This window comes from Bacillus sp. (in: firmicutes) (genome assembly GCF_031983925.1).
GTDB lineage: Bacteria > Bacillota > Bacilli > Bacillales > Bacillaceae_G > Bacillus_A > Bacillus_A pacificus.
This window is the reverse complement of record NZ_DALYZR010000002.1, coordinates 535,450-558,243: the sequence shown is the minus strand read 5'-3', so window position 1 is coordinate 558,243 and position 22,794 is coordinate 535,450. Positions and strand designations below refer to the sequence as shown.

General features: G+C 36.2%; 23 protein-coding genes. 19 read left to right on the top strand and 4 right to left on the bottom strand.

What is annotated here, in order from left to right:
- Window positions 1-44: 44 nt before the first annotated feature.
- The 3 genes from RTP99_RS08785 (at window position 45) to RTP99_RS08775 (ending at window position 1,578) form a co-directional block, all read left to right on the top strand.
- Entirely contained in the window at window positions 45-617 is a 573-nt protein-coding gene (locus tag RTP99_RS08785) for a histidine phosphatase family protein (RefSeq protein WP_001998138.1), read from the top strand.
- A 115-nt stretch (window positions 618-732) separates the two neighbouring features.
- The gene (locus RTP99_RS08780; RefSeq protein ID WP_000634351.1) at window positions 733-1,185 is read left to right on the top strand and encodes a YlbF/YmcA family competence regulator; all 453 of its coding nucleotides are present in this window, start codon (window positions 733-735) and stop codon (window positions 1,183-1,185) included.
- A 126-nt stretch (window positions 1,186-1,311) separates the two neighbouring features.
- A complete protein-coding gene (locus RTP99_RS08775; RefSeq protein WP_002080814.1) occupies window positions 1,312-1,578 on the top strand; it encodes a YlbG family protein in 267 nt (88 codons plus the stop codon).
- A 54-nt stretch (window positions 1,579-1,632) separates the two neighbouring features.
- Here the strand turns inward: RTP99_RS08775 and RTP99_RS08770 are convergent, their stop codons facing one another.
- The gene (locus tag RTP99_RS08770; protein ID WP_000616011.1) at window positions 1,633-2,022 is read right to left on the bottom strand and encodes a DUF7147 family protein; all 390 of its coding nucleotides are present in this window, start codon (window positions 2,020-2,022) and stop codon (window positions 1,633-1,635) included.
- 503 nt (window positions 2,023-2,525) lie between these two features.
- Between RTP99_RS08770 and rsmD the strand changes: the two genes are divergently transcribed.
- Window positions 2,526-3,092, top strand: a complete 567-nt coding sequence (gene rsmD / locus RTP99_RS08765; protein WP_001266989.1) for a 16S rRNA (guanine(966)-N(2))-methyltransferase RsmD — start codon at window positions 2,526-2,528, stop codon at window positions 3,090-3,092.
- Complete coding sequence (gene coaD, locus RTP99_RS08760; protein WP_000200598.1) at window positions 3,089-3,580, top strand: pantetheine-phosphate adenylyltransferase; 492 nt, start codon at window positions 3,089-3,091, stop codon at window positions 3,578-3,580. Before rsmD ends, coaD begins: the two co-directional genes overlap by 4 nt.
- On the opposite strand, the gene ylbJ is transcribed toward coaD, so the two are convergent.
- Window positions 3,572-4,801, bottom strand: a complete 1,230-nt coding sequence (gene ylbJ, locus RTP99_RS08755) for a sporulation integral membrane protein YlbJ (protein WP_000273095.1) — start codon at window positions 4,799-4,801, stop codon at window positions 3,572-3,574. The two genes, coaD and ylbJ, sit on opposite strands and share 9 nt — an antisense overlap.
- Window positions 4,802-4,914: 113 nt before the next feature.
- On the opposite strand from ylbJ, the gene RTP99_RS08750 reads away from it, so the two are divergent.
- Both RTP99_RS08750 and RTP99_RS08745 read left to right on the top strand, forming a co-directional pair.
- Window positions 4,915-5,706, top strand: coding sequence for a patatin-like phospholipase family protein (locus tag RTP99_RS08750; RefSeq protein WP_000662598.1), 792 nt, complete (start codon window positions 4,915-4,917; stop codon window positions 5,704-5,706).
- Window positions 5,699-6,721 carry a SepM family pheromone-processing serine protease gene (locus tag RTP99_RS08745; RefSeq protein WP_000476300.1) on the top strand — a complete coding sequence of 341 codons (1,023 nt, stop codon included), beginning with the start codon at window positions 5,699-5,701 and terminating at the stop codon, window positions 6,719-6,721. Before RTP99_RS08750 ends, RTP99_RS08745 begins: the two co-directional genes overlap by 8 nt.
- A gap of 27 nt (window positions 6,722-6,748) precedes the next feature.
- On the opposite strand, the gene RTP99_RS08740 is transcribed toward RTP99_RS08745, so the two are convergent.
- Window positions 6,749-7,930, bottom strand: coding sequence for a nucleotidyltransferase (locus RTP99_RS08740; protein WP_001187903.1), 1,182 nt, complete (start codon window positions 7,928-7,930; stop codon window positions 6,749-6,751).
- A gap of 213 nt (window positions 7,931-8,143) precedes the next feature.
- Between RTP99_RS08740 and RTP99_RS08735 the strand changes: the two genes are divergently transcribed.
- The 3 genes from RTP99_RS08735 to RTP99_RS08725 all read left to right on the top strand — a co-directional run bounded on the left by RTP99_RS08735 (window position 8,144) and on the right by RTP99_RS08725 (window position 9,515).
- Window positions 8,144-8,644 (top strand): YceD family protein, encoded by a 501-nt coding sequence (locus RTP99_RS08735; RefSeq protein WP_000872145.1) that lies wholly within the window; start codon window positions 8,144-8,146, stop codon window positions 8,642-8,644.
- A 61-nt stretch (window positions 8,645-8,705) separates the two neighbouring features.
- Window positions 8,706-8,879: a 50S ribosomal protein L32 gene (gene rpmF, locus RTP99_RS08730; protein WP_001984764.1), complete on the top strand. Its 174-nt coding sequence runs from the start codon at window positions 8,706-8,708 to the stop codon at window positions 8,877-8,879.
- A gap of 129 nt (window positions 8,880-9,008) precedes the next feature.
- Complete coding sequence (locus RTP99_RS08725; protein WP_000246478.1) at window positions 9,009-9,515, top strand: RsfA family transcriptional regulator; 507 nt, start codon at window positions 9,009-9,011, stop codon at window positions 9,513-9,515.
- Window positions 9,516-9,549: 34 nt separating this feature from the next.
- Here the strand turns inward: RTP99_RS08725 and RTP99_RS08720 are convergent, their stop codons facing one another.
- On the bottom strand, window positions 9,550-10,023 hold the full coding sequence (locus RTP99_RS08720) for an N-acetyltransferase (protein WP_000506708.1): 474 nt from the start codon (window positions 10,021-10,023) through the stop codon (window positions 9,550-9,552).
- 297 nt (window positions 10,024-10,320) lie between these two features.
- Between RTP99_RS08720 and panE the strand changes: the two genes are divergently transcribed.
- The 9 genes from panE to murD all read left to right on the top strand — a co-directional run bounded on the left by panE (window position 10,321) and on the right by murD (window position 22,790).
- Window positions 10,321-11,211: a 2-dehydropantoate 2-reductase gene (gene panE, locus RTP99_RS08715; protein ID WP_000782390.1), complete on the top strand. Its 891-nt coding sequence runs from the start codon at window positions 10,321-10,323 to the stop codon at window positions 11,209-11,211.
- A gap of 79 nt (window positions 11,212-11,290) precedes the next feature.
- Window positions 11,291-12,907 (top strand): bacillithiol biosynthesis cysteine-adding enzyme BshC, encoded by a 1,617-nt coding sequence (gene bshC / locus RTP99_RS08710; protein WP_000403055.1) that lies wholly within the window; start codon window positions 11,291-11,293, stop codon window positions 12,905-12,907.
- Between the two features lie 368 nt (window positions 12,908-13,275).
- Window positions 13,276-14,208, top strand: coding sequence for a 16S rRNA (cytosine(1402)-N(4))-methyltransferase RsmH (gene rsmH / locus RTP99_RS08705; protein ID WP_000481789.1), 933 nt, complete (start codon window positions 13,276-13,278; stop codon window positions 14,206-14,208).
- Window positions 14,209-14,223: 15 nt separating this feature from the next.
- On the top strand, window positions 14,224-14,586 hold the full coding sequence (ftsL, locus tag RTP99_RS08700; protein WP_000067081.1) for a cell division protein FtsL: 363 nt from the start codon (window positions 14,224-14,226) through the stop codon (window positions 14,584-14,586).
- A gap of 21 nt (window positions 14,587-14,607) precedes the next feature.
- On the top strand, window positions 14,608-16,758 hold the full coding sequence (locus tag RTP99_RS08695; RefSeq protein WP_011040611.1) for a penicillin-binding protein: 2,151 nt from the start codon (window positions 14,608-14,610) through the stop codon (window positions 16,756-16,758).
- A gap of 81 nt (window positions 16,759-16,839) precedes the next feature.
- Window positions 16,840-18,756, top strand: a complete 1,917-nt coding sequence (locus RTP99_RS08690; protein ID WP_001266225.1) for a stage V sporulation protein D — start codon at window positions 16,840-16,842, stop codon at window positions 18,754-18,756.
- 208 nt (window positions 18,757-18,964) lie between these two features.
- A complete protein-coding gene (gene murE, locus RTP99_RS08685) occupies window positions 18,965-20,440 on the top strand; it encodes a UDP-N-acetylmuramoyl-L-alanyl-D-glutamate--2,6-diaminopimelate ligase (RefSeq protein WP_000766300.1) in 1,476 nt (491 codons plus the stop codon).
- 22 nt (window positions 20,441-20,462) lie between these two features.
- Window positions 20,463-21,437, top strand: coding sequence for a phospho-N-acetylmuramoyl-pentapeptide-transferase (mraY, locus tag RTP99_RS08680; RefSeq protein WP_000893058.1), 975 nt, complete (start codon window positions 20,463-20,465; stop codon window positions 21,435-21,437).
- On the top strand, window positions 21,438-22,790 hold the full coding sequence (gene murD, locus RTP99_RS08675; protein ID WP_000860122.1) for a UDP-N-acetylmuramoyl-L-alanine--D-glutamate ligase: 1,353 nt from the start codon (window positions 21,438-21,440) through the stop codon (window positions 22,788-22,790).
- Window positions 22,791-22,794: the final 4 nt, after the last annotated feature.

Genomic DNA, 22,794 nt, shown 5'->3' with positions numbered 1-22,794 from the left:
ATACAATAGAAGCGGATTATTTAAAAAGGAGTTGCAGCATGAGCATGACGGAAATTTGTTTAGTACGACATGGACAAACTGATTGGAATTTTCAAGAGATTATTCAGGGACGTGAAGATATTCCGCTTAATGAAGTGGGGAAGAAGCAAGCGAGTCAAAGTGCAGCTGCTTTGCAAGCGGAGGCATGGGATATAATTATAAGTAGCCCATTAATTAGAGCGCAAGAAACAGCTAAGGAAATTGCAGAGGCAACTGGATTACAATCAATTTTATTAGATGAGCGATTTGTTGAACGTAATTTTGGTGAAGCTTCTGGGAAGCCAGTTGCGACTGTTAGGGAATTAATTGCAGAAGGTAAAGTAGAAGGTATGGAGCAAGATGAAGAAATTGTAGCTCGTTGTTTTGCTGCGGTAAAAGACGTTGCAGAAACTCATTCTGGCAAACGTATTATTATTGTAGCCCATTCTCATGCGATAAAAGCAATTTTACATGCAATTGCTCCGGAAGATATTTCGTTTAAGACACCGTTAAAAAACGCATGTATTAGTTATGTGAATGAAAATAGTGGGAAGTGGGATGTTGTTAAATACAACATTGCGGAACATATTAATGTATAAATGCGTACTGAAATTATTAAAAAATAGTTAGAATGATATCTTTCTGTTTAGTGAGACACTTCAATTAGTAGTTCTATTCTAAATGTGGTATGATAAATACTCGGAGGTGTCTCTCATGATTGTAGCGACGCTAGAAAGCGTATTAATATTAGATAAGGCAGAGCAGCTTGCAAAAGCGATCATCTGTTCAGATATAGCAGAAGATTACCGTAAATGTTATAAAGACTTGCATGAAGATATGGAAGTTCAAACGTTAATTCAGCAATTTACAGCGATGAAAGAACGATATGAGGAAGTGCAACGTTTCGGTAAATATCATCCTGACTATACTTTCGTTTCGACGAAAATGAGGGAATTGAAGCGTTCTGTAGATTTACATGATAAGATTGCAGCTTTTAAACGAGTAGAAACGGCTTTACAAAAGTTGTTAGATGAAGTGAGTGTAGCAATCGGTTCTGAGGTGTCCTCTTCCATCAAAGTTCCAACAGGAAATCCATTTTTTGATGCTGGTGGCTGTGGTGGCGGTTGTGGTACCGGCGGAGGTTGCGGTTGTAAAAAAACGGGGTAAATCACCCCGTTTTTTAGAAGATAGAAGAAAACGTATACAGAGTTTGTCCTGTAATGTCATAAATTTCTGATTGGTTTTCATAAAATATAAAATATATGTTTTTAAAAGGAGAAGATGGAGAAGATTATGTTCGGGCAACGACAAAGTATGATTGTTTATTTACATTCATTGAAACATGCCAAGATTTTAAGAAAATATGGTAACATACATTACATATCAAAACGTTTAAAATATGCAGTAGTATATTGTGATATGGAACAAATTGAGCATATGATGCAAAAGTTGAACAAACTTCCTTTTGTGAAAAAGATAGAACAGTCGTACCGCCCGTATTTAAAAACGGAATTTGAAAATTCACGTCCTGATCGGGCAAAAGAATACGATTATAGCTAATAGAAAAAATCCCCTGCTAATTTTAACAGGGGATTTTTTATTTGAAATAACACATTATTTCATTGGAGGAATAAAATTATTCATTCGTAAAATACCAATTAAATGATTGAAAAACAGTTCTTTTTCTGGGAAAGTTGTGGATGGTTTTACCGTAAAGGTAGTCACTTTTTTTCCAAGTTGTTCTGCCGTTTCTTCAAATAAAATGACGCGTTTACTTTTTTTATTTTCAAGTACAGGAATGCCTTCACGACATATGTATAATGGTTGGAAATCACCAGTAGTAGTTGGTTTTAATATTACAACAAGTGAGCACACTTTTTTTTCATTTTTAATTGTTTCAAATTGTAACATATGTGTTATACGTTCTTGATTTGCTTTGGCAATTTCAAGTAATTCATATAAATCAGAGTAGCCCTCTCCGAGTTCTATAAAGCGTTGAATCATATCTTTTCCTCCTCTTTCTTTTACTGTACCATCTCACTTTTTAAATGAAAAGTAGACAAAGAAAAAAAACCCTGCAAAGCAGGGCCCTTCTTATACTAGCATGTACTAGTAAGAAGGCAAAGGGAGAGGAGAAACCGGAGGAAGAACTTATGGGGAAACGTAAGTCTTCTCCGCGGTTGGCAACAACATCGAAGGTGATGTTGTTATAGTTATTTATGTCCAATCTAAATGAAGATATACATGATGAAATTAAATTTTATGTTGGGCTTTTTATTTTTCTTTTTTTTATTTTATGATAGGATAAAAAAGATAAAGTGAAACGAATAGTTCGTGTTAGCGAATGGTGAGATGAATACATAAAAATGCAGAGCGGTTATTTTAAGCTAAGTTCTTCTAGTCTTCGTTGGAAGATGAATGGAATCGTAAAGTTTGGTAGCGGTTACCGAATGGAGAAGGGCTTTCTATAATTGCTCGATAGATTGAAATAAAGGTAGTGACAACAGATGAGAGTAGTTTCAGGAAAATGTAAAGGACACCCACTTAAAGCGGTGCCAGGTAATACAACACGTCCAACGACTGATAAAGTAAAAGAATCCATTTTTAATATGATAGGCCCTTATTTTGATGGGGGTGTCGCTCTTGATTTATTTGGTGGTAGCGGTGGTCTTGGAATCGAAGCTATAAGTAGAGGGATTGATAAAGCGATTTTTGTTGATCGAGACAATAAAGCGATAAAGGTAATCCATCAAAATTTAGAAAGTTGTAGAATACAGGAACAAGCTGAAGTATATCGGAATGATGCAGAACGTGCGATAAAAGCACTTATAAAACGTGAAATGTCATTTGATCTTATATTAATTGATCCTCCATATAAAGATCAAAAAATTGTATCTTTAATTAGTGTAATGGATCAACATGGATTGCTACATAACGATGGTTTAATTATGGCGGAGCATGGTAATGATGTAGTTTTACCCGAGTCTATAGGAAGACTTGTAAAAGTGCGAGCTGAAAATTATGGTATTACAGCGATATCGATTTATAAGTATGAAGGTGAGGGGACGGAATGACAAGTATAGCTATTTCTTCGGGAAGTTTTGATCCAATTACCCTTGGGCATCTGGATATTATTAAAAGGGGAGCAAAAGTATTTGACGAGGTATACGTAGTAGTTTTAAACAACTCGTCAAAAAAACCGTTCTTTTCAGTGGAAGAGCGTTTAGATTTAATTCGAGAAGCAACAAAGGATATTCCTAATGTCAAAGTAGATTCACATAGTGGACTACTAGTTGAGTATGCAAAAATGCGTAATGCGAACGCGATTTTACGTGGATTACGAGCAGTTTCTGATTTTGAATATGAGATGCAAATTACTTCTATGAATCGAAAGTTAGATGAAAACATTGAAACCTTTTTTATTATGACAAACAATCAATACTCATTTTTAAGCTCGAGCATTGTGAAAGAAGTTGCGAGATATGGAGGAAGTGTAGTAGATCTTGTACCTCCTGTTGTAGAACGTGCTTTAAAAGAAAAGTTTCAAACCCCGTTAAAGTGAACGGGGTTTTTCTTTGTTGCTTCGAAAAAATAATAAGATGACATATACATGTAAACAAAATAATGTAAATATCGGTCCGTAGTGTATAAAAGATGTCCAAATTTCATGCAGAATAGAAGAATGATTCGATAAAAAGACAGGGATATCTTTTTGCATAGGTGAAAAAGAGCTTACTTTTTCATAAAATGGTTTCCAAAATATAAAAGTAAAAATAGGAGCAAGAATACTTTGGATAATTCTTGCGAAAAAATAGGGCTTAAATCTAATGTCTGTTTCAGCTAATATGCTAGCGACTTGTGCCTGAATAGAAAGGCCGCTAAATGCTAAAATAAAGCTTGTTACCATAGCTTGCTGCAGGAGGGGTGTTTCATTTATTTGACTAATCATTTGGCTTCCAAGTGTCATTTCAAACATGCCAGATAATATTGGGATACTAAATTCAGTAGTTAGTTGGAAGAATGATAAAATATGTTGCATAATAAAAGAAAGGGCTGCTGTAATATGAAATACAGTAATCATTTTATTTAAAACAGAGAATAAAATAATAAATCCACCAATCATAAGTAGCGTTTGAATAGAAGAAACGATAGCGTCCCCAAGTAATTTTCCTATTGGTCTTTTTTCTTGCATACGTGTCTCGTGTAGAATTGAAAAAGGGTTTTGAAAAGGGTGTTTTTTAGTAACATGTTTATCATGCGTGGAACTGTTGTTATTGCCGTAAAAACGCATCAGTAACCCGACAGCAAAATTACTTAAATAATGTGCAGCAGCTAATACGATTCCTAATTTCGGATTATTGAAAAAACCGATAGAAACAGCGCCAAAAATAAAAAGTGGATTGGATGAGTTTGTAAAAGATACGAGGCGCTCTGCTTCAATTTGTGTTAGCTGATTGCTTTTGCGCAGTCTAGCGCTTAATTTGGCGCCAGCGGGAAAGCCTGAAGCCATTCCCATTGCCCAAACAAATCCGCCTATTCCTGGAACGCGGAAAAGTGGTCGCATAAGTGGTTCTAATATAACGCCTATAAATTTTACAACACCAATACTAATGAGAAGTTCGGCAATGATGAAAAACGGTAAAAGTGAAGGGAATACAACTTCCCACCATATATTTAACCCTCGAATGGAAGCTTGTAAAGCAGCTTGGGGGTGGAGTACAAGAGAAAAGGTTAAAAAAAGTGTTGATATGGTAAGGAAAGCCGTTTTCCATTTTTCATACATGTAAGTAAATCCCCCTTTGTCCCAAAAAACGTTCATTTCAGTATACGTGGATACGTAGTGAATTTAGACCATAAGTATGAAAAAGGAACGAAAAAAATTAAAGGGTGAGAAAAGTGAAAGAACCGAAAATTGGCTTAGCTCTTGGATCTGGGGGCGCAAAAGGTTTTGCTCATATTGGTGTTATAAAGGTTTTAAGGGAAAATGATATACCGATTCATATGATTGCAGGAAGTAGTATGGGGGCTTTAGTAGGTACATTTTATGCCGCTAGTTCAAACGTTGAAAGACTGTATAAACTGGCAAATGTTTTTAAGAGGAAATATTATTTAGATTTTACGGTTCCGAAAATGGGATTTATTTCTGGAAAACGTGTCAAAGATATGATTAAAATGTTTACATATAATAAAAATTTAGAAGAATTAGATATCCCGACGGCTGTTGTGGCTACTGATATCTTAAAGGGGGAAAAAGTTGTTTTTACAAGTGGTCCAGTTGCAGAGGCGGTGAGAGCGAGTATTTCTGTACCTGGAGTGTTTGTGCCAGAGAAAATAGATGGACGATTATTGGTAGATGGCGGAGTGATTGATCGCATCCCAGTATCGGTTGTGAAAGAGTTAGGTGCCGATATTGTCATTGCTGTTGATGTATCCCCGATTAAAGTAAATGGAGAGGTTACGTCTATTTATGATGTAATTATGCAGAGTATTGAAATTATGCAACATGAGCTTGTGATAAATCGGCAAATTGCATCTGATTTAATGATGCGCCCAGCTGTAGAACAATTTAGTTCCCGGGCTTTTACAAACATTGAAGACATTATTCGAGTTGGAGAGGTAGAAGCGGAAAAGCATGTTGCAAATATTCATTTATTAATTGAGCAGTGGAAGGAGAAACATAATGTTTAAGCGTTTTCGGTTTATATATGCAATTTTAATAGGGGTTATATTGGCAATGTTACTTGTTTACGTACGCCTGCCGTATTATGTGACGAAACCAGGAATGGCTGCAAAATTAGAGCCTTACGTTCAAGTTGAGGGAGGAACAAAAGAATCTGGTGATTTTATGCTTGTTACGGTTTCAATGGGACCGGCAAATGTAGTGAATTTAATAGCGGCACAGTTTAATAAATATACACATATTTCAAAAGCGGAAGAAATATTGCAAAAAGGTGAAAGTGATGAAGAATATCAATTTCGCCAAAATTATGCAATGAAAGATTCGCAAAATGCAGCGATTTATAATGCTTATAAACGTGCAAATCGTACTGTTTCTTTTGAAAATAAAGGTGTGTTGGTTGCTGGTGTAGCGAAAGGGATGCCTTCAGAAGGAAAGCTTAAACTTGGAGATGTTATCATTGCCGTCGACGGAAAAACATTTGAAAAGACAGAACAATTTATTGAATATATGACAGGGAAAAAAGAAGGAGATACAGTAAATATTGAGTACAAGAGGGATGGGAAACAGTTAAAAGAAAATTTAAATGTAAAGACTATTCCGAATGGAAATGGACGTGTTGGTATAGGTGTTTCTATCGTTACGGAAAGAGAATTAGTGGTAGATCCGAAAGTGAAAATTGACTCTCATGAAATAGGAGGACCATCGGCAGGTCTAATGTTTACATTAGAAATATATAATCAGCTGGTGGACGAGGATTTAACAAGAGGGCATGAAATAGCTGGAACAGGTACGATTAATGAAAAGGGAGAAATTGGCCCGATTGGCGGTATTCAGCAAAAAGTAGTCGCTGCAAGTGATGCTGGTGCTGAAGTGTTCTTTGCACCAAATGAAAAAGGTGCGGAGAAATCGAATTATAAAGATGCACTTGAGGCTGCGAAAGATATTAAAACGAAAATGAAAGTTGTGCCAGTTGATACGTTGGATGATGCATTAATGTATTTGGAAAAAATGGGCAAGAAATAAAAAAATCTCTCTGAAAAGAGAGATTTTTTATAGGAATTTTGCAGTTGTTTCATCGTAACGAATTGGGTGATGTGTTGCATCTTGTTTTAGTAGTTGTGTTCGTAATGGTTCTTGTATGATGGAGAAATATACAGAATTGGCTTTTCGATCTATGTGTAAAGTAGGATGGTCAAATGTTTTTGTATGGGTAAGGATTGGAAGCTCTATTTTTTTCTTGTTTTTTGAAAGGTACGTTTGTCCTTTTTGTGACATGCCTAATAGACGAATGTATGGTGCATGTTGTTCTATATTTGCGCAATGTATTTCTTCTTTTGTTGTATTTGTTAAAATATGTGTACAAGCTCTTTGTAATCTAGTCCACGTATAACGTTTCGTTTTTAACGCTTCCATGAATGAATGGAAGGAGGAACTGGTTTGTATTTTTGATAAAATACGATGCTCTAACCCTTCCTCAATTTCATATATATGTCGTAAGTCTTCTGGAGACATTGTCATAAGTTTGTATTTAAAAAATGAAAAGTATTGTTCCCAATTATGTAATGTCCCGTAGTTTTGTTTATAACTTGCTAAAAGAGAAGCAGTCGCTTTTGGGATGAAAGGCTCAATTTCTGTAAAGGAACTATTTTCACTAAAAAGTTGTTTGCGAATACTTGTTGCGCTTGCAATATGTTGGTCGTTAAATGTTTCATCATGATAATGAGATGCGAACCTTTTTATCGTTTGTGCTTGCATAGAACTATTTTGCATTAGAATTGCTTTTATGTATTGGAAGCCTAAAATGTTATTTGGTTGTGACATGTCTATATTTTTTTCAGAAGATAAAATGTGTAGGAAAGCTTCAGATGTAGCTTTTGCGTAACTATTACCTGCGTTCATAAATTGCTTTACAAGACGATTAAAAGTCTCTTCTTCATTTTTCTGCACAGAGATGGTGTTATAAAAATTTTCGATTTGTCCATCTTCACTGCCGAAACAAATTTCAGAAACGTGTAGGGCGTTTAAAATAGAAATAGCGCCATTTGCAAAGGTTTCGGCCTTTTGCGTTGAAAAGGCATAAGGAAGCTCTACAACGAGGTCTACACCGCATGCTAAGGCCATTTTGGTACGATACCATTTGGATACGAGTGCTGGCTCACCACGTTGTAAAAAAGGGCCACTCATAACAGCGATTGTAATATCAGAGTGTGTTAACTTTTTTGTTTGTTGCACATGATAAGCATGACCGTTATGAAAAGGGTTATATTCAACAACAATACCACTTGCTTTTATGGTAATCTCTCCTTTCGATGTAGCATCTTTTTGAAAAACGTGATACTCTATATATTATTTACTATGATGACTTCATTATAGTGTAAAGAAAAAACATTGACAAATATAAAATGGCTAGCTATAATTTTGTTTGTTGCCTTGAGGTGATATGATATGAAATGGTCCATCCATCAATTGAATAAATTGAGAAATAAAGGATTGACATTGGATGAGATGGTAGATGTAAGTGAGCTAAAAGAGGTCGAGAAAGATATTCGTGAAATTAATCCTGTTCACGTAACAGGAAGAGTTGATTTTGGCTCCGGTAAGTTTACGTTCCATCTACATATAACTGGAAGCATGGTTTTACCATGTTCTCGCTCTTTAGTAGATGTGACATTACCATTTGACATTAAAACAACTGAGGTGTTCCAAACTTCACAAGAAGAATTTGAAACTGAAGCTGAAATTCATTGTTTAGAAGGAGAAGTACTTGACTTACTGCCCGTAATCAAGGAAAATATACTTTTGGAGATTCCAATGCAAATTTTCAGTGATGATGTTTCTGGTGGAGCACCGACGCAAGGTCAAGACTGGCAAGTGATTTCGGAAGAAGACAAAGAAAAGCCTGTTGATCCAAGATTGGCAGGACTTGCAAAGTTTTTTGACAAATAATCGGAAGACTGGTTCAGGCCTTCATATGAAAATAACTATTTCTTTTAAGGAGGTGGGAAGAATGGCTGTACCTTTTAGAAGAACTTCTAAAACAGTAAAAAGAAAGCGTCGTACGCATTTCAAATTATCAGTACCTGGTATGGTAGAGTGCCCAAGCTGTGGTGAAGCGAAATTAGCTCACCGTGTATGTAAAGCATGCGGTACTTACAAAGGTAAAGAAGTAATCAGCAAGTAATTGCGGGAAAATAAACGTAGAAGATATCTTCTACGTTTATTTTTTTTGTCTTATTCTTCATTTGTTGTATTCTATCTTTTCTAGTAACTGCATATGTTTAATAAAAAATGCATAGGGAGGACTAGAGAGATGGCGACAACAAGACAAGATGCTTGGACTGATGATGAAGATTTGCTTCTGGCAGAAGTAGTACTCCGGCATATTCGAGAAGGTGGAACGCAATTATCTGCCTTTAAAGAAGTGGGAAGACATTTATCTCGTACACCAGCAGCATGTGGCTTTAGATGGAATTCTTACGTTAGAAAGCAATACAAAGAACGTATTGAAGAAGCGAAGCAACTGCGTAAAGTGGAAAATTATGAAGTGAAAGAGACGAAGGTATTAGAACCTACGTCAATTACATTGAATGATGTTATTGATTTCTTGCAAAATTATAAAGATGAAAACTCTTTAGTGGTGTTGCAACAGCAAATTGAATCGTTACAAACAGAGAAAGAGAGCCTGTTGGAGCGATTATCAGTATATGAGGAAGAATATAGAACATTGCTTGATTATATCGATCAAAAAAGAAGTGTAATGGTAGCGGAAAGAAATAGCGCTCGTTCGAATGGGAAATTAGAGAAGTTAAAGAAATAAAAAAACAGCTGCTATGTAGCTGTTTTTTTATTTCTTATGCAGACTCTTCGTTTGTAACCGTATTCAAATTTGTTTCTGGGTGCCAAACGTAAAAATCACCATCAGGTACTGACACAGGTTGGAAATTTAATTTATCCCAAAAACCAGCTGAATGGATACGTGCGATCGTTTTAATTGGGAACTGTAGTCCCTTCGCATAATTTACAAGCATTTCTCCGAATCCTTGTTTTTGGAAAGTTGGTAATACTTCAAGTTTATAAAGTTCTAGGTAAGTACCTGTAATTTCGAATGGTTCCCCGCCGTTCCTTTTCATGTATAGACTCATACGTGCAATGAGTGATCCACCATAATAAATACCGTAAAATGGAGATTCACTATTGTTTTCAATAATGTTTGCTTGTAATTCTTCTAACATGGATAGTTCTTGAGCTCCGCAGCCTTTAAATTTTTTAAACTCGTCTAATGTTTTATAATTGATGAGCAAGCGCTCAACTTTTGGGAATCCCATAACATCACATCCTTTTTGTCTCATTGAATGCAGAAAAGTGAAAATATTTATAATAATATTATAACTCATTTTTTTACTTTTATGAAGATGATAGTGTATTTCTTTTATTATTTTTTGAGGATTTGCTAAACTAAGAGTAGAAGCATAGTAATAAGTAGTCTATACATATTGGAAGAAGAGGTGGCATTTGTTCATCTTTAGTTAATTATGATTCCACACGAATCGAATCGAGTGTTTGAGGAATAAAAGGGGAGGGGAAAAAGGGACTTGTGTATCGTGTTCAGATGAGTTCCTTACGTGAAAATGAAAATCGGAGTTGTGGGACCAGGAGCTATTGGTCTATTGTATACATTTTATTTACAAAAAAGTAATCAAGATGTTACGTTGTTTACAAGGACAGCTAAGCAGGCTGACGAATTAAATATAACGGGTGTAACTTGTATTAGGGAGGGGAAACGTGAAACGGTATTCCCGCCAGTATTACCAATAGAAAGTATGCTAGACCAGCAGCTAGATTATATATTTATTGCTGTTAAGCAATATCATATAACTGACATACTACCTTTTGTGCGAGGGAAATCCTCAGTAGTCTTTTTGCAAAACGGAATGTCACACCTTCATGCTATGCAGAAAATAGAGAATGAAAATATTGCAGTTGGAATTGTAGAGCATGGTGCAAAAAAAGAAGAAAGACATACCGTTTATCATACAGGGATAGGTGTAACGAAGTTTGGAATCGTGCGCGGTCGGTCTATACATTTTGAAAAAATATTTAATTGCTTTCCTTTTCCACATTTTCCAATTCGAATAGAAGATGATTGGAAGGGTGTTATGCACAAAAAATTAGTAGTGAATGTATGTATCAATCCATTGACGGCATTATTACAGGTCAAGAACGGAGAATTGATTACGAACCCGTTTTTTAATCAGATGATGGAGCAAGTATTCCAGGAGGTCGTTTTTCTCGTTAAAGAAGAAAAAGAAATGGTATGGGAAATGGTACGTCATGTATGTGAAAGAACGTCTCATAATACATCATCTATGTTGGCAGATGTAAGGGCGAATAGACAAACAGAGATTGGTGCGATTGTTGGATATGTATTAGAAGAAGCGAAGAAACAGCAACGATCCGTTCCGACACTTCAATTTTTGTTCGATGCAATAAAAGGGTTAGAAGTAAAAGTATAAGTGTAATTCTTTGCTTTTACGTGAAACATTGACTACAATGTGGATTGGTGAGAGAACAGGATACGAAAGGAAGAATTATATGGAGATAAAAGAAATCTCTGTTCCGCAACAAGGTGTTGTAGCGGACTATATGAACGGTAAAAAAGAGATACAGTCGTGTTTTGATTATATGTTAACAGAAGATGCTTTTAAACAGCGTGTACAAGATTTGCGTGAGAGGGAGTTTTTCCGCCAAGATTTAGTAGCGCATTTATTAGAATATAATACAAAATTACAAGCGGGAGAAGCTACAATTCAAAATGTAAAAGCGCTTGGAGATGAAGATACATATGTTGTTATAGCTGGACAACAAGCTGGGTTATTAACTGGACCACTTTATACGATTCATAAAATTATTTCAGTTTTACAGCTTGCGAAGGAAAAGGAAGAAAGTTTAGGCGTTAAAGTTGTTCCTGTTTTCTGGATTGCTGGTGAAGACCATGATATGGATGAAATTAATCATACTTTTGTAACGAAGAATAAAAAAATAAAAAAGACCATTTTTCATGATCGTAATCCGAAAAAGGCGAGTGCTTCAGAGTCTGAGCTTTCTTTGGAAGACTGTAGAAAGTGGATTGAAGAAATTTTTAAAACATACCCTGAAACGAATTTTACAAAGGATGTACTGCAATTTATTGATGATTCTTTAGGGGAATCGAATACGTATGTAGATTTCTTTGGTCACCTTATTATGAAAATGTTCATAAATTCTGGTTTAATTCTTGTCGATTCGCATCATCCTGAATTAAGAAAATTAGAAGTGCCGTTTTTTAAACAAATTATAAGTAAGTATAAAGAAGTGCAAGAGGGGCTTCATAACCAACAGGAAGTAATTAAAGAATTAGGGTATAAGCCAATTATTGAAACAAAGTCTAATGCAGTACATATATTCATGGAAATTGATAACGAGCGAGTGTTGCTTGAAGATAATCAAGGGAAGTTTGTTGGGAAGGATGGGACGTATTCCTTTTCATATGAGGAATTGATTGAAGAGATGGAAAGAAGCCCAGAGCGCTTTAGTAATAATGTTGTAACGCGCCCTCTTATGCAAGAGTATGTATTTCCTACGTTGGCGTTTATTGGAGGTCCAGGGGAATTAGCTTACTGGAGTGAATTACAACAAGTCTTCCATACTATCGGTTTCCGGATGCCGCCTGTCGTTCCTCGTATTACAATCACTTATATTGAGAGGGATATAGCGACAGATTTACACGATTTGCAATTGCAAGAGAGTGACCCGTTTTTAAATAACGTAGATAAGTTGCGTGAAAACTGGTTATCTAATCAAATAGAGGAACCGATAGATGAACGATTTGTAGAGGCGAAAAAAGAAATAATTGATATTCATAAGTCATTACAACAGTTTGTGAAGAAAATAGATCCTGGATTAAGTTCGTTTGCAGGGAAAAATGAGTTCAAAATTAATGAACAAATTGAACTGTTGGAAAGAATGTTGAAAAGAAATGTTGAGAAAAAACATGAAGTGGAACTAAATAAATTCCGTCGTATACAATTTGCAATCCGTCCATTGGGAGCGCCACAAGAGCGTGTGTGGAATGTATGTTACTATTTAAATCAGTTCGGTTTGGATTTCGTTGATCGTGTAATGGAAAACTCGTTTTCTTGGAATGGAAAACATCACGTTATAAAACTATAGAATCTTGCTCTTAGGAGCAGGATTTTATTTTTATCCCGTTGAATTTACTGTGAAGTGAATTTTTTCTGAATTATTAATTTTTAAAAAGCTAATATCGTAATTATGCAGGATACTTAAATATATGACAAAATAGCACAAAATGTAAACGTATTATTATCTTTTTCGACAGTTTTTTATTTAAATTCCCGCAAAAGATGATAAAATTTAGTATATAATAAAAGAAAATAGCGATTTGTATAGTATGCTGCCTTTGTAGGCAAGTTAAATGAGTCGTTCTTTCATAGTATTTCGTTCTCTAGTCGTGAGATATACGTTTAGAGGAGGAGATACATTCAACATAATTAATTGGAAAAAGAGTAGGTGCAACAATGTTTAATCACGTAACAGTGCTTTTGAAGGAAACAGTAGATGGCTTAGATATAAAGCCAGGTGGTACATATGTAGATTGTACACTGGGGGGAGGAGGACATAGTTCTTATTTATTATCCCAATTAACTGAAGGCGGAAGATTAATCGCGTTTGATCAAGATGAGATAGCAATTCAAAATGCGAAAGAAAAATTCTCTTCATACGGTGAGCAGTTCATAACAGTAAAGAGCAATTTCCGTTACCTATCTGAAAAACTACAGGAATTAGGTATAACAGAAGTAGACGGTATTTTATTTGATTTAGGTGTTTCATCCCCGCAATTAGATACACCAGAGCGTGGCTTTAGTTACCATCATGATGCACCGTTAGATATGCGAATGGATCAAGATGCCCCATTAACAGCCTATGATGTTGTAAATAGTTGGTCATATGAACAACTTGTAAGAATTTTCTTCCAGTATGGCGAAGAGAAATTTTCAAAACAAATAGCAAGAAAAATTGAAGCGTATCGTGAGAATAAAGCTATTGAAACGACAGGGGAATTAGTAGAACTAATTAAAGAGGGTATTCCAGCTCCTGCTCGTAGAACGGGAGGACATCCTGCGAAGCGAGTGTTCCAAGCGATCCGTATTGCGGTAAATGATGAATTGAAAGTATTTGAAGAAGCGTTGGAATCTGCAATTGAGATGGTCAAGCCAGGCGGAAGAGTTAGTGTTATAACATTCCATTCTTTAGAAGACCGTATTTGTAAAACGACGTTTAAGCGAAATAGTACAACGCCACAATTGCCACCAGGATTACCAATTATTCCTGATGAGTTTAAGCCGAAATTAAAGCTTATTACAAGAAAACCGATTTTACCTTCTGATATAGAGTTAGAAGAAAATAATCGAGCGCGTTCTGCGAAATTGAGAATCGCTGAAAAACGATAAAAAGGGGAGAGAGGTATGAGTAACTTAGCTGTAAAGTACAAGCAACAAGCGCAAGAAGAGGTTCAGATTCAAACGCCCCCACAGCAGATGGTTCAGCCAAAAGCTAAAGCGAAGATTACAAGAATCGAAAAACTGTTGTATGTAGCGTTTATTGGCTTTTTATTGTATGCCTGTGTAGCGTTTATTGGAAATAAAGCAGGCCTTTATCAAGTTAATGTAGAAGCTGCGACAATAGAACAAAAAATTGTACAGCAGCAAAAAGAAAATCAAGAATTACAGGCTGAAGTAGAGAAGTTAAGTCGTTATGAACGAATCGCTGAAGTTGCAAAAAAACACGGGCTAGAAATTAATGCGAATAATGTGAAAGGCCTCAAATAAGGCAATAGGTGTGAAGGGAAAATGAAGAGAGATATGACTAAATTTCATACCAATAAGGGAGCAGGGTATTTTATGATTTTATTCCTCCTGCTCTTTTTGCTGTTATTAGCCCGATTTTTTTACATACAAGCGACAGGAACAGTGCATAATCAGGATTTGGATAAACTTGCTAAGCAAAAACATAGTAAAACAGGAGTTCTCGAAGCAAATCGCGGGACGATTTATGATCAAAACGGTCATGTGTTAGCGCAAGATGCAAACTCTTATAAGCTTGTAGCCGAATTAAAAGGTGCAAAGCCGGTTGAGAATAAAGAGGATACTGCAAAGAAAATTGCGGGCGTACTCGGAAAAGATGAAGAGAAGATTTTAGCTACATTAAATAAAAAAGATAAAAGTCAAGTCGAATTTGGAACGCTAGGTAAAGATTTGACGAAAGAACAGAAGGAACAAATTGAAGCATTGAAATTGCCAGGTATATCTTTTATTACTGAAAATGCAAGAGTGTATCCGAACGGTGATTTTGCATCTTACGTTATAGGTCATGCTAAACCGAATGAAGAGGGAACTTCGGTGGGACAATTTGGTTTAGAAAAAAGTTTAGATAAGTATTTAAGTGCTTCTAACGGAAAAGTAGCTTATACAGGTGACCGTAAAGGTGTGTCTCTTGACGGTGGAACAGTGAATGTAAAGGCACCTAAAAACGGAGATAACACGTATTTAACGATAGATCAACGTGTTCAAAGTTATTTAGAAGATGCGATGAAATCTGCAAGTAAACATTATGACCCAGAAAGTTTAATAGGGATTGTTGCAGATCCAAAAACAGGGAAAATATTAGCGATGTCTAGTAAACCTAGTTATGATCCGAATGATCGTCAAATTCAATATTTCTTCAATGACGCAATTGCAAATGCATTTGAACCTGGATCAACCATGAAAATTTTCACGCTAGCAGCAGCTATTAATGAAGGTGTGTATAAGGGACAAGATTATTACCAGTCTGGTACATATCAAGTCGGGAACCGCAAAATAAAAGATCATAATGGCGGCGCTGGATGGGGATCTATCACATTTGATGAAGGGGTAGAGCGCTCTTCCAACGTAGCGTTTGCTATTTTAGGTGATCAAAAACTTGGTCCAGACCGTTTCAGAAAGTATATCCATGCTTTCGGATTAGATGAAAAAACGAATATTGATTTACCTGGTGAAGGTTCAAATACCATTTTATTCGATCAGCAAATACAGCAAGTAACGACAGCTTTTGGACAAGGCTCCACTGTAACACCAATTCAGCTTGTACAAGCTGCAACTGCTATTGCGAACGATGGAAAAATGATGAAACCTTATACAATTGATAAAATTGTAGATCCGATAACAGGGGAAGTAAAATTAGAACATAAGCCAGAAGAAGTGGGTAAACCGGTGACAAAAGAGACAGCAGCGCAAGTAAGACAGTTATTAGAACGCGTTGTTACATCGCCGAAAGGAACAGGAACTGCTTATAAAGTTGATGGCTATTCAGTTGGTGGTAAAACAGGAACAGCGCAAATTCCGGATGGAAAAGGAGGCTATATGACGGGAAGAGAGAATTATATATTCTCGTTCTTAGGTATGGCACCTATGGATGATCCGCAACTTGTTGTGTATGTAGCTGTTAAACAGCCAAAATTGAAAGATGATGAGAGTGGTGCACAACCTTTAGCTGATATTTTTAAATATGTAACGAAGAATAGTTTAGAGTATTTAAAGATTAAGCCTAATGAAGTGAAAGATCCGAAGAAATATGTGAAAGAGCAGCAAACTGCTGTTCCAGATGTAACGGGAAAAACGATGGAAGAAGCGAAAAAAGCCATTGATAAAGCAAAACTTCGTCCAATCGTATTAGGTGAAGGGAAAGTGCAGCAACAAGTACCGAAAGCAACCGAACAAACATTGAAGGGTGATCGAGTGTTCTTAGTGGGAGATCAACCTACAATGCCGAATATACAAGGCTGGGCACTTCGTGATGTTATGAATTTAGCAAAAACATTAAAGCTTAACCTAAAACCTACTGGTACCGGATATGTAACCGAACAAAGTGTACCAGAAGGAACATTGTTGCAACCTGGTACAGAGTTAGGTGTAACACTTGTACCGCCACTTGAACCACAACAAGAAGCAGAAAAGCCGTAATGGTAAAAGAGAAGAAGTTCTAATTAAATAAGTACAAGCATATATTGGAACAAGCTAGGCGTAAGGGAGGCTTGTTCCAATATGCGTGTATCAAATGTAACAGTTAGAAAACGACTTATTTTTATACTCATATCAGGTATACTTATTTTCACTATCATCGATATTCGTCTTGGATATGTGCAATTTTTTCTTGGGAATATGTTAACGGATCGTGCGAAAGATTCATGGAGTCGTAATATTACTTTTGAACCTGAACGTGGGAAGATTTTAGACCGAAATGGTGTGGAACTTGCTACGAATAAAAGTGCTCCAACTGTCTTTGTTGTACCGAGGCAAATTGAAAAACCAGCAGAGACTGCAGAGAAGTTAGCTGCAGTATTAGGTGTGGAAAAAGATGAGATTTATAAGAGAATTACAAAAAAAGAATCAATTGTAAGGTTAGATAAAGGCGGAAGGAAAATATCACATGATAAAGCGAAAGAGGTAAGAGGATTAAGTTTGAAAGGTGTTTATATCGCAGAGGACTCTATCCGGTACTATCCATTTGGCAACTTTTTATCACACGTATTAGGGTTTGCAGGTAGTGATAACCAAGGTCTTATGGGACTAGAAAAATATTATGATAAAGAACTAAATGGTGATGAAGGTCATGTGCGCTTTTTTGCAGATGCAAAAGGGCAAAGGATGCCTAATGTTGGCGATGATTTCAAAAAACCAGAAGCTGGTTTGAATTTAGGCTTAACAATTGATGCACGTATTAATAGAATTATGGAAAGAGAAATGAATATTGCAGAGTCGACATATAATCCAGATGGTATGATTGCGATTGCGATGAATCCGAAAAATGGTGAAATTTTAGGTATGTCGAGTCGGCCGAGCTTTGATCCAGCAGATTTTCAAAGTGTTTCTCCAGAAGTGTACAATAGAAATTTACCAGTATGGAGTACGTATGAGCCTGGTTCAACATTTAAGATTATTACGTTAGCCGCAGCTTTGAATGAAAATTTAGTAGACTTAGAGAAAGATACGTTTTATGATGATGGAGCAGCTGAAGTTGGTGGAGCTAGATTGAAATGCTGGAAAGCAGGAGGCCATGGTAGCCAAACGTTTTTAGAAGTAGTTCAAAACTCTTGTAACCCAGGATTTATTGAACTGGGTGATCGCCTTGGTAAAGACCGATTATTTAAATACATTCGTAATTTTGGCTTTGGACAAAAAACCGGAATTGACCTGCAAGGTGAAGGTAGTGGGATTTTATTTAATTTAGACAAAGTCGGTCCAGTTGAGCAAGCAACAACTTCATTCGGTCAAGGTGTTTCTGTTACGCCAATCCAACAAGTAGCGGCAGTAGCAGCGGCTGTAAATGGTGGGACATTGTATCAACCGTATATAGCTAAAGAATTTATTGATCCGAAAAACAATCAAGTTGTAAGTAAAAAGACACCTGTAGCAAAAAGAAAAGTTATTTCCAAGGAAACTTCAGAAAAAGTTCGGTATGCATTAGAGAATGTTGTAGCAAAGGGATCTGGTAAAGGTGCTTTCATTGATGGGTATCGTGTAGGTGGAAAAACAGGTACGGCTCAAAAAGTGAAAGATGGTAAATATTTAGAGAATAATTATATTGTATCTTTTATCGGTTTTGCTCCAGCAGATGATCCAGAAATTGTTGTATATGTTGCTGTTGATAATCCGAAAGGTGTAACGCAATTTGGTGGAGTAGTAGCGGCTCCAATTGTTGGGAATATTCTTCGGGATGCACTTCCTGTTATGGGAGTGAAACCGAGAAAAGAACAAGTTGAGAGAGAATATAAATGGGGCGATACACCAACTGTGGAAGTTCCGAATTTAATTGGTATGAAAAAGAAAGACTTACAGACGCAACTCGTCGATTTGAAGCTTGATATAAGCGGAGATGGAGAGAAAGTCATTAAACAGTCCCCAGAAGCAGGAGCTAAAGTGAAAGAAGGCTCAAAAATTAGAATTTACTTCGGGAATTAAAGGTAACCTAGTACGTTTTATGGTACAATTGGTGGAAGTGAGTTCTTTATAGAAGAGTTACTTAATTTGAGACCGCAAGAGTCGCGGTTATAAATAGGTCTATTTATTAGACAGAGTAGCACTTACCTCCTATTTTACATAATTAGGAGGTAACGTGTTGCTTATTAATAAAAGAGATAAATACACAATGTAGAGAGGGTTTAGTGAAATGAAGTTGCATACACTTGTATCATGTTTGCATGATTTTCCAGTTGTTCCAAAAGAAAATCCAGAAATCACATCTATAGAAGCTGATTCACGTAAAGTGAAAGAAGGAAGCTTATTTGTATGTATGAAAGGATATACGGTTGATAGCCATGATTTTGCTAAGCAAGCAGCGGCACAAGGAGCGGCTGCTATTGTTGCGGAAAGACCAATTGATGTTGACGTTCCAGTTGTACTTGTGAAAAATACTTTTCGTTCGTTAGCGGTTTTAGCTGATTATTTTTATGGTCAACCAACACACAAGTTACATTTAATCGGTATTACAGGTACAAATGGAAAGACAACAACATCGCATATTATGGATGAGATTATGCGCGCACATGGTCATAAAACGGGGCTAATTGGAACGATTAATATGAAAATCGGTGATGAAACATTTGAGGTGAAAAATACAACACCAGATGCACTAACACTTCAACAGACGTTTGCAAAAATGGTTGAACACGGTGTGGATAGCACAGTAATGGAAGTTTCGTCACATGCTTTAGATCTTGGCCGTGTACACGGATGTGATTACGATGTAGCAGTGTTTACAAATTTAACACAAGATCATTTAGACTATCATAAAACGATGGAAGAATATAAACATGCAAAAGGGTTGCTATTTGCGCAACTTGGCAATAGTTATAATCATAATCGTGAAAAATACGCGGTATTGAATAACGATGATGCTGTAACAGCGGAATATATGAGAAGTACTGCAGCAACTGTTGTAACGTATGGAATTGATACAACAAGTGATGTTATGGCCAAAGATATCGTTATGACAAGTGGTGGAACTACATTTACGCTTGTAACACCGTATGAGAGTGTAAATGTTACGATGAAATTAATTGGGAAATTTAATGTATATAACGTACTAGCTGCGACAGCGGCAGGACTTGTTTCTGGTGTAAGTTTAGAAACAATCATTGATGTAATAAAGGAACTAGCTGGAGTTCCAGGACGTTTTGAAGTGGTTGATGGTGGACAAAATTATACAGTTATTGTTGACTATGCACATACACCAGATAGCTTAGAAAATGTATTGAAAACAGCAAAACAGTTTGCAAAAGGTGACGTATATTGCATCGTCGGTTGTGGCGGTGATAGAGATAGAACGAAGAGACCAATCATGGCAAGTGTTGCAACACGATATGCAACTCACGCTATTTACACTTCAGATAATCCAAGAAGTGAAGAGCCAGGAGCTATTTTAGATGATATGGTACATGGTGCAAATGGAAATAATTATGAAGTAATTATTGATAGAAAAGAAGCGATATACCATGCAATTGCTAACGCAAAAGCTGAAGATATCATCATTATTGCTGGTAAGGGTCATGAAACATATCAAATTATTGGTAAAGATGTTCATCATTTTGACGATCGTGAAATCGCTAAAGAAGCAATTACAGAGCGTTTAAACAACGAAGAGTAACAACGTGAGAGGAGGACTACATGTGCTTGAGCAAGGTTTATTAGTAACGGCTGGGGTAGCATTCTTAATTTCTGTTGCCCTTTCGCCATTGTTTATTCCATTTTTAAGAAAATTAAAGTTCGGACAGAGTATTCGTGATGAGGGACCAAAATCACATCAAAAAAAATCAGGGACACCGACAATGGGTGGTATCGTCATATACGTATCTATGATGGTAACTTCACTTATTATGGCGATTAAGTTTAATCATTTAGGTGCAGAGGTATCGTTATTACTATTAGTGACATTTGGTTACGGATTGATTGGATTTTTAGATGACTACATAAAGGTAGTTAAGAAGAGAAATCTTGGTTTAACATCAAAACAAAAATTAGTAGGTCAGCTTGTTATTGCTATTGCGTTCTTTTTAATTGGAAAAGGGCAAGCGTTCCACACATACATCATGATTCCGGGAACGGATGTTAAGTTTGAATTAGGTTGGGCGTATTTTGTACTTGTACTATTTATGCTTATTGGTGGATCGAATGCAGTTAACTTAACTGACGGTTTAGATGGTTTATTATCAGGAACAGCTGCTATTGCATTTGGAGCATTTAGTATTATTGCTGTGGCACAAGAGCAATTTGGAGTAGCGATATTCTGTATGGCAGTTGTAGGAGCTGTACTTGGATTTTTAGTATTCAATGCGAATCCAGCAAAAGTGTTTATGGGAGATACAGGTTCATTAGCTTTAGGTGGAGCCATTGCAGCTGTAGCAATTTTATTAAAACAAGAATTGCTACTTGTAATCATTGGCGGAGTATTCGTAATGGAAACTTTATCGGTTATTATTCAGGTTATTTCGTTTAAAACAACAGGAAAACGTGTCTTTAAAATGAGTCCATTACACCATCATTATGAATTATGTGGTTGGTCAGAATGGCGTGTTGTTGTGACGTTTTGGTCTGTAGGATTTTTATTAGCTGTGTTAGGAATTTATATCGGGGTGTGGATGTAATTGAAAACTGTAACTGAATTTCAAAATAAGAATATTCTTGTATTAGGCATTGCAAAAAGTGGTTATGCAGCAGCTACATTGTTACAAAAGTTAGGGGCAAATGTTATTGTAAATGACGGAAAGCCTTTAGCAGAGAATGTACTTGCTGCAGAATTACAAGCAAAAGGAATGGATGTTGTATGCGGTGGTCATCCTTTAGAATTATTAGAGAGAAATATTTCTCTTGTAGTAAAAAATCCAGGAATCCCGTATTCTAATCCAATATTAGTTGCTGCGAAAGAAAAGCAAATTCCAATTGTTACGGAAGTTGAATTAGCATATCGTATTTCAGAAGCACCATTTGTTGGGATTACGGGGTCTAACGGTAAAACGACGACGACAATGCTTACATTTGAAATGCTAAAAGAAGGACAAAAGCATCCCGTAATTGCAGGGAACATTGGAACTGTTGCGTGTGAAGTAGCACAGGATGCAAAAGAAAATGAAGTTGTAGTTACAGAGCTTTCATCGTTCCAATTGATGGGAGTAGAATTGTTCCAACCTAAAATTGCTGCGTTTTTAAATTTATTTGAGGCCCATTTAGATTATCATGGGACGAAAAAAGAATATGGCTTAGCAAAAGCAAATATTTTTAAAAACCAAACAGAAAATGATTATAGTGTAATAAATGCAGATGATGCAGATGTGATGGCTTTATCTGCTTATAGTAAAGGTCAAAAAGTACTGTTCTCAACAACGAAAGAAATTGAAGATGGTGCGTGCATAAAAGATAATGCTCTTTATTTTAAAGGTGAAAAAGTTGTTGAAGTAGGTGATATCGTTTTACCTGGTCAACATAATTTAGAAAATATTTTAGCAGCGATGAGTATCGCAAAATTATTGGGTGTTTCTAATGAAGCGATTACGGCAGTTTTAAAACGTTTTACAGGTGTAAAACATCGTTTAGAATATGTAACAACTATAAACAACCGTAAGTTTTATAATGACTCAAAAGCAACGAATATGTTAGCGACAGAGAAAGCTTTATCTGCGTTTACACAACCGACTGTGTTATTAGCAGGTGGGCTGGATCGTGGAAATGAATTCGATGATTTAATTCCGTATTTCAAAAATGTTAAAGCGATTGTAACATTTGGACAAACAGCTCCAAAATTAGTAAGAGCTGCAGAAAAAGCGGGATTAGATACAATTGAAAGTGTCGATACTTTAGATGAAGCTGTAGTGAAAGCATATGCTCATTCTACAGATGGCGATGTAATTCTTCTTTCTCCAGCATGTGCAAGCTGGGATCAATTTAAAACATTTGAAGAAAGAGGAGACATTTTTATACAAGCTGTGCATAAACTTATATAAAGTA